This window comes from Streptomyces sp. NPDC002144 (assembly GCF_053593695.1).
Window position 1 is genome coordinate 1 of sequence record NZ_JBSFDB010000103.1, and the last position, 14,572, is coordinate 14,572.

Annotated in this window: 11 protein-coding genes; 3 read left to right on the plus strand and 8 right to left on the minus strand. The window is 69.8% G+C overall.

Features of this window, described 5'->3' with window-relative positions; translation table 11 throughout:
- Positions 1–280: 280 nt before the first annotated feature.
- The 8 genes from ACWCQ1_RS50205 to ACWCQ1_RS50240 form a co-directional block, all read right to left on the minus strand.
- On the minus strand, positions 281–448 hold the full coding sequence (locus ACWCQ1_RS50205; RefSeq protein WP_358609939.1) for a hypothetical protein: 168 nt from the start codon (positions 446–448) through the stop codon (positions 281–283).
- Positions 445–2,373, minus strand: a complete 1,929-nt coding sequence (locus ACWCQ1_RS50210; protein WP_358609942.1) for an ArnT family glycosyltransferase — start codon at positions 2,371–2,373, stop codon at positions 445–447. Before ACWCQ1_RS50210 ends, ACWCQ1_RS50205 begins: the two co-directional genes overlap by 4 nt.
- 71 nt (positions 2,374–2,444) lie before the next feature.
- Entirely contained in the window at positions 2,445–3,530 is a 1,086-nt protein-coding gene (locus tag ACWCQ1_RS50215) for an NlpC/P60 family protein (protein WP_133047808.1), read from the minus strand.
- 45 nt (positions 3,531–3,575) lie between these two features.
- Positions 3,576–4,058 (minus strand): poly-gamma-glutamate biosynthesis protein PgsC/CapC, encoded by a 483-nt coding sequence (locus ACWCQ1_RS50220; protein ID WP_133047809.1) that lies wholly within the window; start codon positions 4,056–4,058, stop codon positions 3,576–3,578.
- On the minus strand, positions 4,055–5,554 hold the full coding sequence (gene pgsB / locus ACWCQ1_RS50225) for a poly-gamma-glutamate synthase PgsB (protein ID WP_451029889.1): 1,500 nt from the start codon (positions 5,552–5,554) through the stop codon (positions 4,055–4,057). The genes ACWCQ1_RS50220 and pgsB overlap by 4 nt, the downstream gene beginning before the upstream one ends.
- A 15-nt stretch (positions 5,555–5,569) precedes the next feature.
- Positions 5,570–7,786 carry a HAMP domain-containing protein gene (locus ACWCQ1_RS50230; RefSeq protein ID WP_451029890.1) on the minus strand — a complete coding sequence of 739 codons (2,217 nt, stop codon included), beginning with the start codon at positions 7,784–7,786 and terminating at the stop codon, positions 5,570–5,572.
- Between the two features lie 313 nt (positions 7,787–8,099).
- Positions 8,100–9,497 (minus strand): alpha/beta hydrolase family protein, encoded by a 1,398-nt coding sequence (locus tag ACWCQ1_RS50235; RefSeq protein WP_358609952.1) that lies wholly within the window; start codon positions 9,495–9,497, stop codon positions 8,100–8,102.
- 540 nt (positions 9,498–10,037) lie between these two features.
- Complete coding sequence (locus tag ACWCQ1_RS50240) at positions 10,038–10,973, minus strand: alpha/beta hydrolase family protein (protein WP_451029891.1); 936 nt, start codon at positions 10,971–10,973, stop codon at positions 10,038–10,040.
- Between the two features lie 55 nt (positions 10,974–11,028).
- Between ACWCQ1_RS50240 and ACWCQ1_RS50245 the strand changes: the two genes are divergently transcribed.
- The 3 genes from ACWCQ1_RS50245 to ACWCQ1_RS50255 all read left to right on the plus strand — a co-directional run bounded on the left by ACWCQ1_RS50245 (position 11,029) and on the right by ACWCQ1_RS50255 (position 14,408).
- Complete coding sequence (locus tag ACWCQ1_RS50245) at positions 11,029–11,430, plus strand: winged helix-turn-helix transcriptional regulator (protein ID WP_451029893.1); 402 nt, start codon at positions 11,029–11,031, stop codon at positions 11,428–11,430.
- 258 nt (positions 11,431–11,688) lie between these two features.
- Complete coding sequence (locus tag ACWCQ1_RS50250; RefSeq protein WP_451029892.1) at positions 11,689–12,900, plus strand: RNA-guided endonuclease InsQ/TnpB family protein; 1,212 nt, start codon at positions 11,689–11,691, stop codon at positions 12,898–12,900.
- A 167-nt stretch (positions 12,901–13,067) separates the two neighbouring features.
- The gene (locus tag ACWCQ1_RS50255) at positions 13,068–14,408 is read left to right on the plus strand and encodes an IS4 family transposase (protein ID WP_451029894.1); all 1,341 of its coding nucleotides are present in this window, start codon (positions 13,068–13,070) and stop codon (positions 14,406–14,408) included.
- The last annotated feature ends 164 nt before the right edge of the window (positions 14,409–14,572 follow it).

Sequence of the window (14,572 nt, forward strand, 5' to 3'; positions counted from 1 at the left end):
AGGCAATTCCAGCCGTTCGCACCGCCCGCAGCCCGATGACCTGCACCTTCAGCCCGCAAGAGCCTCCAAGGCGCTCGAATTACGTCGAACCCGGGCCTGACTGCCGCGGCAGGCGCCGCCATGGTCCCGGGCGGGGGCTCTTGATAAGCGATCACCATGCTCCGTGGCAGTTGCTGATCCATGTTGTGGTAGCCCAGGAAGAGCCCCAGACCACGGCAAAGAGCGTGGGCCTCTCGCGCCTCGACGTTGGGTCTGATGCAGATTCGGGTAACAGGCGCGGTCACGCGGTCTGGAGGGCCAGCGTGGTCATGACGGTTTCGAATTCGTCCTGACCAGCGGTGTACGCGGTCGACTCCCACGCCCGCCGGCGGATGGCCGCGAGATCCGCAGGACACGGCGCGCCGTCGCTGCGCGAGGTGGCGGAGACGGCGCGCCGGTGTCGGCTCACTTGTGCGGGGTGCAGTCGTAGAGGGCGAAGCTGCCGTCGGCGCGACGGCCGTAGGCGGCAGGCCTGATGCGGGTGCAGTGGGACTTCACCCAGGAGGTGGCCGCAGTGCTGGGGCGCTGGGTGGTGAGCAGGGCATAGCGCAGCTCACGGGCGGTGACCAGGTCGCTGAGCTGCTGGGTGGTCGGGAAGGGGGTTTTGCCGGTGAAGCCACCCATGACGAGGATGGGCTCGGATTTCGCGCGCAGGAGGGGTTCGGCGGTGTACGCGGCCTGGGTGGCGAGCAGGTACTTCTCCCCGTGGCGGTGCGTGGTGAGGTAGTCGAGCAGGGCCTTGTCGCGGGTGCTGGGCTGGCCGAGTCCCTTCCTCCGGGGGGCGTGGCGGGGATGTTCGAAGTACGACTTGCCGACCGGGCCGGCCATCGGCGATGTGGTGGCGCCCGCGTAGAGCGGGTTGAGGCTGGAGAGGGCCCACCCCGCCGGCATGACCAGGGTGGCCGCGATTCCCGCGGCAAGGGCGGCGTTGATCCTCCGTGGGGAGGTGCGTGGCCCCCGGCTCCACAGGCCCACCACGCCGCACAGGGCGAGCATCACGGCGATCGGCAGCAGCCAGGACACGAACCGGGTGGGCCAGTCGATCACCAGCGCCCACGCGGCGGTCACAGCGATCGCCGCCGGCAGCGCCGTGTGCCATCGGTCGGCCGCCTCGTGCTGCGCGTCGGGGTGGTGCTTCGCCTCGTACTCCGAGCGGAAGAGGGCGAGGCCGCCGCCGGCCAGCGCGGCCAGGGCCGGAGCGATGACGGCGGTGTAGTAGGCGTGGTTGCCGTTCGAGATGCTGAACACCACGGTGTGCATGGCCAGCCAGCCGCCCCACAGCAGAAATCCCGCGCGTGGCGGGTCGGTTCGCGGTCGGCCGGTCCGCCGGACGACGCCCAGGATCGCGGCGAGCACGGCGAGCGGCAGGAACCAGGCGATCTGCGGGCCCACCGTGTGGTTGATGAGCATGTCCCAGCCGGTGTTGCCGGTGGTGCGGCTGGCGGCGGTGCCCGCGACGGCGCCGAACGCGGTGGGATCGCTGGTGAAGCGGCTCAGACCGTTGTAGCCGAAGACCAGGGCGAAGGGGTTGTTGTCGGACGTGCCGTCGAGGTACGGGCGGCTGCCCACCGGTGTCACCGAGGCGATCAGCATCCACGAGCAGGAGACCGCCAGCGCGACGGCGCCGCCCACCACGAGGCGCACTGCCCGGTGCAACGGCTTGCCGGGGGAGGCGAGTTGGTACACGACGGCGAAGACCGGCAGCACCAGCCACGCCTGCAGCATCTTCGCCTGGAAGGCGAGCCCCACCCAGAGTCCGCAAGTGATGATCGGCAGGAGTCGTTCGGTGCGCAGCGCCTTCTGCAGCGCCCCGGCAGCCGCCACCAGGAGCAGCGTGAGCGCGGTGTCCGGGATGGTGGCACGGGTGAGCGCCACGGTGACCGGGGTGAGGGTGAGCACGAGCGCGGCGATCAGCGCGGCGAACGGGCCGGCCCAGGCCCGTACGATCCGGTGCAGCAGCCATACGGTGAGCACGCCCTCGACGACCTGCGGCAGCGCGGCCGCCCAGGTGTGCGGGCCGAAGAGCCAGACGGAGACGGCGTCGGGCCAGAAGGCGCCGGGCAGCTTGTCGATGCTGATCGAACCGCTGGCGTCGAGCCCGCCGAAGAAGAAGGCGCGCCAGCTGCCGGCCATCGAGCGTATCGCCGCACCGTAGAAGGGGTGCAGTGCGGCGTGGCCGCTGCCCCAGAAGTACAGCACGGCGGCGACGGCCAGCACCGCGGCGAGCGCGGGACGCTCCCAGTGGGGGGTGCCTTCGGGCAGGCCGGAACGGCGGTTCGCCGCGCGGCGGCCCCGGTGCGAGCCGGTGGGCTGGACGGCGGGGATGGCGGTCATGACGGTGGTCCTCGGATCGGCAGGTCAGGTGGAGCGGCGGTGCACCAGTGGTGCGGTCACGGCCGACGGGATCACAGGCGGCGGGCCGCCCTGAACCCGCGGGCGTAGAAGTCGGTGCCGTCCAGCAGTGCGTGGCCCGACAGGTCGCCCAGGGTCGGGCCGTTGGCGGCGGAGCGGCTGGAGTAGAAGCGGTGCCGTCCTTGGTCGTCGAGGCCCATGTACATGCCGACGTGGTCGATGAAGTCCGGCTTGTCCTTGATGATGGCAAAGAAGACCAGATCGCCGGGTTGCAGGACGTCCAGGTCGGTGGCCTGCTTCGTGCCGGTGTGGGGGATCACCGTGCGGCCGGGACCGTAGGCGGCGATGGCGTACGCGCGGCGCGGCAGACCGGCGCCCGCGGTGTTGGTGTTGTGCATGGGGATGCCCATGCGGTACCCCCACACCAGCCGCTGGAAGCCGGAGCAGTCGACATCGCCGTAGCGGGCCTGCTCCGGCTGCACGCGTGTGCCGTCCGGGAAGGTCCAGTCGATGCCCAGATAGTCGTAGAAATCCGACTTCTCGTCGTAGTAGGCGAAGTCCAGCGGGTTCTTCACCGTGGAGTTGCGTGGGCCGAAGTGTGCGGTGCCCGCGTAGCGCACGCCCTTGGCGTTGCGCTTGTCGGGCGCGCCGGCGCTGCTGTACTGGAAGGCCACCGCGAAGACGTCCGGGCTGTCGTCGTCCAGCGTCTTGGCGAACCAGCTCTTGAACGAGGCGGATTTCTCCATGCCCCGCTGCCACGGCTTCGGCAGTACGCGCACCCAGGCGTCCGTGGTCACCGTGGCCTCGGTGGTCCGTGGCTCGCTGAAGGTGCGGGTCGGCCCGGTGAGTACGGCCGTTCGGGCGCCGTCCGTGAAGGTGGCGAGGGTGCTGCCGTCGCTCGCGCGGACCACGGTGCGGCTGGGCGCGGACAGCCGCTCGAAGGTGTGGGGCCCGGTGGGCCGGGAGCTGGAGGCGGAGCCGGCGCCGTCCGCGACCGTGCCGCCGTCGTTGTCGCCGTCGTGCCCGAGGCGATTCCAGGCGTACCCGCCGGCCGCACCGGCGACGGCCACGCCCGCGATCGTTCGGAACACGGCGCGGCGGGTCGGGTTGCTCCGTCTGCGGACAGGTTGGGAGTGCATGGCCGATCCTCCTGGAAGGGGTGCGGTGGGTGGGTGGTGGGCCGGTCAGCCCGTGGGCAGAGCGCCCATCAACAGGCCGGAGATCAGTACCACGTACGTGGCCAGCGTCACCGCGGTGGTCGAGATGACCGTGGCCGCGAGCGGCTGCCGGACCATCTGGTACGAGACCAGGCCGGGAACGATGAAGCCGAGGGTCTGTGAGGTGTAGAGCAACGGGAACTCGTGGCTGAGGGCGAGCATCACGGTGGTCTGCATCAGCACCGCGCACAGCACCACGGCGGCGAACAGCCGTTTGCCGTAGAGGATCACCGTGCGCTGCAGCAGCTTGGTCATGAAGTACGTGAGCGCCGCCACAGCGACCATGAGCCCGGCCATTTCCACGTTGGTGACGAGCGTGAGGGCGATCCAGCCAGGGGTGATCATCCCTCCGGGGGAGAGGTTGGTGGTCAGATAGCAGACGAGCGAGAAGACCAGCCCGAGGGCGATCCCGAGTGCGGCGGTCTGTGCGTTGAGGTTGGCGGGGATCACGGGTTCCTCGTGGACTGGGGCGGATCGTAGGAGTGGTGCAGCTCGTCGTGGTGGTACGGGGCGTGGGAGGAGTACGGGTCGTCCTTGTGTGCCTGCTCGACCGCCTGGCCCTGGCGGGCGGCGAGACGGCGGGCGGGATCGCGTTGTTCCGGGATACGGATGGTCTGCGTCGGCGAGTCCAGCGGCGCGACCCAGCTGTACGGCTCGGGCTCGGGCGGCCTGGCCACGGAGATCCGTGGCCGGGGCAGGGCGATCTGCATGGTCTCCTGGTCCAGGCCGTCGCCGTCGGGAACGGCGTCGAACAGGTCCTCGGACTCGTCCAGCGGCAGCTCGGCGAGGCATTCCAGGAACAGCTCGCCCTGGCCGTGGATGTTGCCGATCGCCACGAGTGAGGAGATCGGGGCGAGTTCGGCGAGGATCGTCGCGGTCAGTTCCTCGGGGTCCCGGCGGTCGCCGCCCAGATCCACCACCCGCCCGGTGAAGCCCGCCGGAATCGCGTCGCGGGCGCTCTTGGTCGGGTGGCCGATGAGGAACACCGTCTCGGCGCCGAGATCCGGGATGATCGTGCCCATCTGGCCGTTGCGCTCGACGCGGTCCGGCCGGCAGTTGATGACCACGCTGAGCGGCCGTCTGATCGCGCCCAGGTCCTCGAGCTGCTGCACGTTCATCAGCGTCGACTCGGGGTCGTTGGCCGCGAACACGTTGGCGAACCGCAGCCGCTTGCCCTCGGGGGTGACGTAGCGCTCCACGGACAGCACACCCGGGTCGGGCGGCGCGTCCCACATGCCCTGCATCGCGGTCTGCCGCTCCACGCCCAGCAGCTCGGCGACGGCGAGCGCGATCGCCACGTTCTCCTTGAAGGTGAACCAGCTGAAACCGCGCAGTTCGGCGTCGGTCACCGTCTCGGGATCGACCGCGATCAGCCGGCAGTTCCGCTTGTCGGCCTCCTCCTGGAGGATGTGCAGCCGGTCCTTCTCCGCCGTCACGCACACCCCGCCCACCGGCATCGAGCGCGAGAGCGAGCGGGCGACGTCGTCCAACGTCGGCCCCATCTCCTCCAGATGGTCCTCGCGGACGTTGCAGAGCACGCCGATCGTGGAACGGATCAGCTTCTCCTGATTGATCTCCTGCAGCGCGGGCATCACCGCCATGCACTCGATCACCAGGGCGTCCGGCCGATAGGTCGCCGCCCGCCTCACGATGCCGATCTGCTCGACGATGTTGGAGATGCCGAACTTGCGGTACACCGGCTCCTCGGTGGCATCCGGATGGATGAACCGGGCCGCGGTGCCGGTGGTCTTGGCGACTGTGACCAGGCCGCCGCCGCGCAGGGCGCCCGCACACAGCCGGGTGATCGAACTCTTGCCGCGGATGCCGTTGACCAGTACGCGCGTCGGAATCTGCTCCAGCGAGGCGAAGTGCCTCCGCTGCTCGAGGATTCCGGCGAGCCACAGCCCGGCACAGCACAGCAGAACGACGACATAGAGGAAGAGCACGCCTATTCCGTCCTTCTACCGCTGGAGAGTGTTCGCATGCAGGCGCCGGGAGGGCCCGGCGGTGTGGCTCGATCTGGCAGCCCGGTCGCGTTCCGCCAGGGTCTGGCGGATCAGTTCCAGGCTGCGGGTGACCGAGCCGATCTCGTCGTGGTTGACCGGGTGCAGCACGGTACGGCGGTCTCCGCCGGCGAGCCGCTCGACGAGCACGGCGACCGTGCGCAGCGGCCGGATCACCACGACATGGAGCCAGCCCAGACACGCCGCGCCCATGGTGAGGCCGAGGATCCCGGCGAGCATGGTGTGCTGCTGGGCCTGCACCGCGGGGATCTGGAGGGCGGCCGCCGGCTCCTCGGTGACCACGTGCCAGCCCAGACGAGCGGTCGGACCGCTCTGCGCCAGCGGCGCGGCCGCGTCGAGCGACGGACCGGAAGAGGTGAGACGCACCGCCGAGGTCGCGGTGCCCGGCGTACCCGGAGCGCCCTGGGTGGCGCGCGCCAGACGGGTCAGTTCCGGGGCGGGCAACGACTGGAAGGCCTGGTAGCCCACGCTCGCCGCCAGCACCTTGTCGTGGCGGTCCGTCACCCAGACGCTGCCCAGCTTCGGTCTGGGCAGAAGGGAGTTGAGCGCCTTCACGTCGATTTCGCCGAACAGGACGACTCCGGTCCCCGCGGCCTTGGCCTTGCCGGACGGGACCTGGGCGTAGGCGGCGATCACCGGGATCCGACCAGAGGTGTTGACGTTGGTGATCCCGCCGCCGGAGGGCACGTGGACGAGGGTGCGCAGCGGTGTCTCGCCGACCCGCAGCGTGATCTTGCCCGAGCGGTCCAGGACGTACAGCGAGCGGTACTGCTTGTGTTCGGCGAGGGACCGCCGCAGAACCTCGGTCTGGGCGGCCCGGCTTCGGCCAAGGCTCGCGGCGGCGTCCCTCAGATCCGTGTAGGAGTGGTCGAGGGACTGTCGTATCCGGTTCGTGGCGATCTCGGTGCGTGCCTGATGATCCGCGAGGACCCCGGCGGGAACCGCGGTCGCGGAGTCCGCCCGGTTCAGCAGGAAGATCATCGGGACCGACCAGCAGGCCACCACGAGCACGCCGACTACCGCCAGCGCACGGTAGCCCGGTCCGCGCCGGGCCGGGAACTCCTGCGGGCCGCTCTCGCCGAGTAGTTGCCGGCGCAGTGAGTCCAGCGCCCGCCCGATACGGGCCAGTTCCCCGAAGCCGTGCACCGGGACCGGCCGGGACAGTTCCGACAACGCGGTCGGCCCGTCTCCGGTGGCACCGCGGGCCACACGCCCGGCGGAAAGATACAGCCGCAGAAGCGGCCGTTGCACGCACAGGTGCAGAGCCAGCCCGAGCAGCAGCGCGACCGCGACCAGCGCCGCAGCGGCCCCGAACGCGAAGCCCGAGTAGTCGGCGGCCGGGGTCGGGGCCGGGGCCGGGCTGGCGGTGAAGACGACCAGGCCGAGGTCGTCGGTGTCGCCCGAGCCCGTCGCCGACGCGACCTGGGCCCAGCCCGCCACGGTGCTCCGGCCGCCCGCAGTGGCACGCAGCAGGCTGCCCGAACCACCGGTGTCACGCCCCGATCCATGAGCCGCGCGAGTCACCGCTGTGACCAGAGTGCTGTCGGCGGCCGCGGGCGACACCGCGCCGTGGGCCGTGCGCGCGATCGCCGCGCCCCCGGCGTCCAGCACTTCGGCGGTGCGGCCCTGACCGTACGCCGTGGGGGTGGGTACGGGCTCGGACACCACCAGCAGCCACTGCCGCTCCGTTTGGTTCGGAGTCTGGTCCTGGTCGGGGTCCTGCTGTGCGGGCAGCGCGACTTTGGCGAAGTACAGCAGTTGCCGCGTGCCCGCCGAGGTCACCAGCCGGGGCGGAACCGCCCCGTGTCCGGCTGCCTTCCTGGCGTCATCGAGTCCGGCCAGCGGCACCACCCTGCCGCTCGCGGCGAGCAGTTGGCCGGTCCGCCGGTCGAGCAGCACGCTGCCCAGGACGGTCTTCCGGGCGGAGGTGAGGGCCTTGAGCGTGGTCACGGGGGTCGACGTGCTCGTCGCCGGGTACGCGTTGGCCGTACGGCGGACGGTGCTCGCCTCGGAATCGATCGCGCTGCGCATCGCCAGGGCGGTGTCCGCGGCGATCTGCTGCTCCTCGTCGAGCACGGCCTGCGGGACACGCGTGCTGCGGACAGAGTCGAGGCTGATCACGGTCAGGGCGGCGACCGCCAGCAAAAGCGCCACAAACGCGGCTATCGGCGGGCGCACCCCGCCGAGAATCGGCATATCGGCGCGGCGACGAATGCGGTGCCGACGCGGCGCACGAGGTGCGGAGGACAGAGGAGCGGATCCTTCCTCAACTGGCGTCAAGCGCCCAGACGTTCGATAGGGCAAACAATTTAACGCCCTGCGGTCACATAACCATCACACTTCCGCGCCGTATCGTCCAAGTTAACGAGGGCGGGGTGACGCGACACACACGGGGCCGCCGCCCCGACGCGTCGAAGGGCGGGCCTGCGGACAAGTCCGGCCCTTCGGCGTCCGGGCAGCCGTCCGGTCAGCGGACGAAAGAAATTTCCGGGTACTTGCTGGAGGGCCCGTCGAGCAGCGTGCTGTGCTTGTGACTCAGCGTCTGGCCGAAGAAGGCGGCGAGGTAGGTGGACTGGACCAGGACCGACCGCTTCGGATCGATCGTGCCGTACTGCTGCTGCAGCTGAGCCTGGGAGAGCCCGAGCAGACCCGCCTCCTGCGGCACCATCCACGCGTTGTCGCTGAACGACTGGTGGGCGGCACCATGAAGCTTGATGTCGACCCGGTACCCCTTCAGATGCGACCACAGCGTGCGCCACGACGCGTCGTTGTTCCGGTTGTGGCTACCAGAGCTGAAGAGCATGAAGGGCCGGTCCAGGTCCTTGCTCGGAGCCGTTCCGAAGAACTGACCGTCCAAGTTGGCGCCGGCGCCGATCCGGTGGTCGAGTTGCATGGCGTTGTCGACCGCCGCGCCGCCCAGCGACCAGCCGAACATCCCGATACGGGACATGTCCACCGATTGCTTCAACCCGGTGGGGAGCGTCGCGTGGCCGGCGTCCGGGTTGCCACCCGTGCTGATCTTGCCGAGCTGGTTGATGACGAACCGCATGTCCGCCGCGCGCACCTTGAGCGTGTCGGAGGAGTGGGTGCCCGCCGGCATCCTGTTGAGCTCCAGCCGGTTACCGGGGAACTGCACCTCGTTGGCGTCGTGGGTGTGGTCGACGGTGACGACGAGGTAGCCGCGGCTGGCCAGATCCTGCGCGAGCGCGGTGCCCATCGCACGGTCCGAGTGCAGCCCTGTCGAGTACAGCAGGACGGGCAGCTTGCCGAGCGAGGTCTTCACCGGAGCCAGGACGTGACCTGCGGTCTTCGGCAGGGTCACCTGCTGCGGCGACAGGCCGCGTGTCGCGAGGAAGTGGGCGCCGGAGATCGACGGCATCCACGGTGCCTGGTAGTGCCCGGACGTGGCGGTGGCCGGATACCAGAGCGAGACCATCAACTCGCGCTTCGTGCCGGGCACGTACGGATCCGTACGGGAGTTGTCGACGAGATGCAGACCGACCATGCCGACGCTGTTCGGACCCGTCGGCGTGGGCATCGTGAGCTGCAGAGCGGCCGCGGTCGTGCGGCTGGATGAGAGAGCCTGAGGGTGCACGGTTTTGGCGGACAGCGCAGCCGCGTCGTTCTCGGGCGCCCAAGCCGTGTTCCCGCCGGGCTCGTCGGGCGAGACCCCGGTGGCCGCAGGCTGGTCGGACGTCTTCTCGGCGGCCATGGCCGGTGATATGCCCACGCCCAGCGCGACGGCCACCGCACCTGCCGAACCGACCGCTCGGGCGATCATTCTACGAGGCGGGCGCGGACGACGGTGCTTCATAAAACCCCCTTGATGGTCAGCGATCACAGAACACGCGATCGACTGCGGCATACCGTACCGCCACGGGGGGAGCCGTCTGCCAAGTGGTGGTGCGTAAGTCGGCCAACTGGCCTTCGCGCAGCCGTTGAACCGGCCAAAGCAACCGGAACAGGAGCAGATCGGCTCCGCCGGGGCCCGGCGATCCTGGTCGCCAACGCGGACATCCGCGCCACCGGAGTTCGATCGCGGATGCGCCCGCCTGCGCTCGCCGCGCCCAGGCTGCCGGCCCCTACCGGATCCGCCGGCTGACGGCTCCCGCGATGAAGCGGGCGAGCTTGTGAACCTCGCCGGTCACCACGGGCCGTGGAAGCGCCGCCCAAAGTCAGAGCGGCCGTCGCGGCGGCCCGGAACACGATCCCGCCGACAGTGTTGCGTGAGCCCACCCGCGGGTGGGCGATGAAGTACAGCACGAGGCCGGAGGCGGCGAGGGCTCCCAACAGCGGCACGGGGAGCCCGCCGCCAGCACGCAGCAAGCGGACATTCCCGGTCTCGCCGTCTCCTGACCTCGGGCTCGGAACGACCCGGCACATCGCGAGCCGGGCCGCGAAGCACCTACTTGCTCTCGGTGCTGACGGCGCCGGTGCTGTGGCTGATCCGGTCCTGCAGGGCCCGCCAGCTTCGTGCGTCGGCGCAGAGGACCTCGTGCAGGTAGGCGGAGACGGCGTCGGCGACGAGGACGACGCGGGCGGGGTCCTCGTCGGTGGTGTCCTTGGCGGCCTCGCCGGAGATTCCGCCGAAGAGGTGCTCGGCCTCGGCGATGGTGAGCAGTCGCTTCGGGCCCGGGCTGAGGTGGTAGGCATCGGTGAACCATTCCGGTCCGCGGGTCGTCATCACCGACTGGTCCTTTCCGCCGGCGATGACCAGGGCGGGGGCCGTCATACCGGAGAAGTCCGGGCGCGCGAACGGGAGATACGCGAGCGCGAAGGGCGTCAGGGCGTCCCCGGCACCGGCCGCCGCAATGAGCGCGCCCGCCTTGACGGCGGGGTGGGAGAAGTCCTCGCCCGGTTTGCCCTCGGAGTCGAGGACGCGGGCGCCCAGGAGGGCTCCGGCGGTCTGTGCTCCCCAGGAGTGCCCGACGACAGCGACGCGATCGCGGTCGACGCGCGCGGCCAGACCGCCGACCTCGTCGAGGATGTCACCGAGGCCGTCCAGGACACTGTGCAGATCGGCTATGCGCACGCGCCAGATGGTGGCGAAACGGGGATCGTCGAAGCCGATGCCATGGCGGCGGGAGTCCAGATGGGTGGGCTGCACCACGACGAACCCGGCAGCGGCCCAGCGGTCGACGAGGGGCTCGTAACCGTCCATCGACCAGGCGTTGCCGTGGGAGAAGACGATGACGGGCAGGTCTCTCCCGTCGACCGGTGCGGTGACCTTGACCTGCAGGTCGATGCCGCGGTCGGTGGTGGCAACGGTGATCGGCTTGACGGCCACGACCTGGCGGTCGAGCGGGGCCGTGGGGTGGCTCTGACCGGAGTGAAGTTCCATGGCGTCGACGTTAGGAAGCCGATAGGCACCAAAGGGTAACCTTCGGCTCGTGAACATGACCACTGCCGACCTGGCGAGCGCGGCAAAGGAGCTGGAAGCGGGCACGGTGTTCCTCGCCGACTGCCCCGCACGGCTGGCGATCGAGATCATCGCCAACAAGTGGTCCCTGGTTGTCCTGTTCGCTCTCACCGGCGGACCCAAGAGACACAGCGAACTCGTCACGCTCTCCGGCGGGATCTCACGCAAGGTACTGACGCAAACCCTTCGCCGCCTGCAGAGCAACGGCCTGGTCGACCGGCAGGTGTACGCCGAAGCGCCGCCGCGGGTCGAGTACAGCCTGACCCCGCTCGGCCAGACACTCCAGGAGCCGATCGTGACGCTGACCGAGTGGGCGCGAACCAACGGCGAAGCTGTCGTCGACTTCCGGGAGTCGGCAGCCGCCAGGTCAATCAGCTGAGAGGCCTTCTTCGCGCTTTTCGGCGGGCCTGGCCTTGCGCCGGGTCGACCGTCGCATCATCAGCGTGATCGCGGCCCAGGTGATCAGCGATCAACTCATCGGGATTCCTCCGTGGATACCCCCGCCTGCAGGCGGGGGAGGAAACGAAGATCCTGCGGAGCAGGGCAGGAGGAGCCGGTTCGCTGTCAGGGCGGACCGGCGTTCGCCGGCAGCCGGCCGACACCCAGCGCTCACACGGGATCTGATAGGGTGTGAGGTATGGCGGAGCAGGTCAAGCGGGCGTTCAAGTACCGCTTTTACCCCACGGACGAGCAGGCGGCGGAGCTGTCGCGCACGTTCGGCTGTGTCCGCCTGGTGTACAACAAGGCGTTGGAGGAGCGCACCCGGGCCTGGTACGGCGAGCAGCGCCGCATCTCCTACGTGCAGTCCTCCGCCGCGCTGACGGAGTGGAAGAAGACCGGGGAACTCGCCTTTTTGACCGAGGTGTCCTCCGTCCCGCTCCAGCAGGCGCTGCGTCATCTGCAGACGGCGTTCGCCCACTTCTTCGCCAAGCGGGCGCAGTACCCGCGGTACAAGTCGCGGAAGAAGTCCCGGTTGTCGGCCGAGTACACCCGCAGCGCCTTCACCTGGCGCGAGGGGCGACTGACGCTGGCGAAGATGGCGCAGCCCCTGGACATCCGCTGGTCGCGTCCGCTGCCCGAGGGTGCGGTGCCGACCACGGTGACCGTGTCCCGGGATGCGGCGGGCCGCTGGTTCGTGTCCCTGCTGTGCGAGGACACCATCACGCCCGCCGCCGCGACGACGAATGCGGTTGGCCTGGACGCCGGGATCACCTCGCTGGTGACCCTGTCCACCGGGGAGAAGATCGCCAACCCCCGGCACGAGCGCCGTGACCGCGCCCGTCTGGCCAGGGCGCAGCGGGAGCTGGCGCGCAAGGCGAAGGGCTCCGCGAACCGGGCCAAGGCCCGGCGCAAGGTCGCCAAGGTCCATGCGCGGATCGCCGACCGGCGCCGGGACTTCCTGCACAAGCTGTCGACTCGACTCGTCCGCGAGAACCAAACGGTCGTGATCGAGGACCTCACCGTCCGCAACCTGCTGAAGAACGGGCGCCTGGCGCGCGCGATCTCGGATGCGGCCTGGACGGACCTGCGCATGATGCTGGAGTACAAGTGCGCCTGGTACGGGCGCGACCTCGTCGTGATCGACCGCTTCTTCCCCAGCTCCAAGCTGTGCGGGGCCTGCGGCACGGTCGCGGCGAAGCTGCCGCTGAACGTCCGCGCGTGGACGTGCGAGCACTGCGGCGCGGTGCATGACCGTGACGTGAACGCGGCGCGCAACATCCTGGCCGCCGGGCTGGCGGCAGCAGCCTGTGGAGACGGTGTAAGACCTCAACGGGAGTCCTCCCGGACGGGGCGGTCGTCGGTGAAGCAGGAACCCCAGCGGGCGACCGCTGGAATCCCCCGCCTTTAGGCCAAGGCCATGAAGTTACGAGTGGGCGCCGCAGCAAGTGGGGTCTGATCTGGAAGGACGCCGGACGCGAGAAGCGGAGCCCCGGTAGAACTGGCTCGTCCGCCAAGACATGCCGTTCACAAAGACCGGAGGCTCCGCTGTCCGGACAGTGTGTCATCACGCGTGAGATCGCGGTAGCCGAAGGCGTCTTCGCCCCGGGACATCTGGGCGAGTTGACCCAGGTCGTGCCCTTCGAGATGGTCGATGCGGTCCTCGCCGAGTGCGGGGCGGTGCAGCAGCGGCTGCGGAAACTGCCGGCCCGGGTGGTGGTCTACCTGTTGCTCGCGGCCACGCTGTTCGAGGAATGCGGCTACCCGGCCGTGTGGCGCAAGCTGACCGGCGCCCTTGGGGCCCTGCCCCTGCCGGCGGTGACCGCGACCGCGCAGTGGCACGCCCGCACGAGGCTCGGCGTGCGCCCCATGCGGGCCCTGTTCGACCTGGTGCGCGGCCCGGCCTCGGCGGTCCGCACTGCCGGGGCCCGCTGGGCCGGGCTGCTGGTGGTCGCGATCGACGGCACGTACCTGGATGTCGCCGACGATGCGCACGTGCGGGCCCGGCTGGGCAAGGGGGCCAACCAGTACACCGCCGCCTCCGGTTATCCGCAGGTCCTGCTGGTCGCTCTGGTGGCCTGCGGCACCCGCGCGGTCATCGACGCGGTCTTCGGCCCGCGTAAACCGGGCGAGCCCATCCTCGGACGCCGCCTGCTGCGCTCGCTGCACCAGGGCATGGTCGTGCTGCTGGACCGGGGATTTGCCACCAACGCCTTCCTCCAAGCCGTGGCCGGCACCGGGGCCGACTTCTTGGCCCGGCTCTCCGAACTGCGCAAGCCGCCGGTCCTGCGCCGGTTCGACGACGGCTCCTTCCTGTCCAGGATCGGCACGGCCGAAGTCCGCGTCATCGAGTGCGAGATCACCATCTCCACTGCCACCGGACGGCACACCGGCGTCTACCGCCTGGCCACCACCCTGCTCGATCCCCACCGCTACCCGGCATTCGAGCTGGTCAGGCTGTATCACGAGCGATGGGAAGTGGAATCCGCCTACTTCGCGATCAAGAAGTCTCTGCTCGGCCGCCGCGTGCTGCGCTCCCGCACTCTGCCAGGCATCGCGCAGGAGATCTACGCCCTGCTGACCGTCTACCAAGTGATCAGGATCGCCATCGCCGACGCCACCAGCACCGTCCCCGGAGCCGACCCGGACCGGGCCAGCTTCAGCATCGCTCTCCACACCGCCCGTGATCAGATCGTCCAGGCAGCCGGCGTGATCGCCGGCACCACCATCGACCTCGTGGGAGCCATCGGCCGGGCAGTCCTCAACAACCTCATGCCCGCCCGCCGACTGCGCCTCAGTCCCCGCGCCGTGAAGCGACCGATGTCCCGCTACGCCTACAAGAGCCTGCGCGTCGACCGACGCACCTACAAGGCCACCGTCAGCATCGACATCCTGCTGACAGCACCCAACAGCCCATAACTTCATGGCCTTGGGGAGTGTAGATCTAACGGCGGATCCGACGATCATGGGAGTGACGCCAAGTGACTGAGTGCGTTGTGGCAAAGGGAGTCCCTGTTCGATGAGCAGGGGCTTCGTCGTGTGCGGGGCATGATCGCGGAGGGGTAGGGGCAGGCAGTGGACGG

Bases quoted from the DNA above. Each gene is read 5' to 3' on its own strand.
- ACWCQ1_RS50210 (WP_358609942.1), bottom strand. From the start codon at position 2,373: ATGACCGCCATCCCCGCCGTCCAGCCCACCGGCTCGCACCGGGGCCGC.
- ACWCQ1_RS50215 (WP_133047808.1), bottom strand. From the start codon at position 3,530: ATGCACTCCCAACCTGTCCGCAGACGGAGCAACCCGACCCGCCGCGCC.
- ACWCQ1_RS50235 (WP_358609952.1), bottom strand. From the start codon at position 9,497: ATGCCGCAGTCGATCGCGTGTTCTGTGATCGCTGACCATCAAGGGGGT.
- ACWCQ1_RS50240 (WP_451029891.1), bottom strand. From the start codon at position 10,973: ATGGAACTTCACTCCGGTCAGAGCCACCCCACGGCCCCGCTCGACCGC.
- ACWCQ1_RS50245 (WP_451029893.1), top strand. From the start codon at position 11,029: ATGACCACTGCCGACCTGGCGAGCGCGGCAAAGGAGCTGGAAGCGGGC.
- ACWCQ1_RS50250 (WP_451029892.1), top strand. From the start codon at position 11,689: ATGGCGGAGCAGGTCAAGCGGGCGTTCAAGTACCGCTTTTACCCCACG.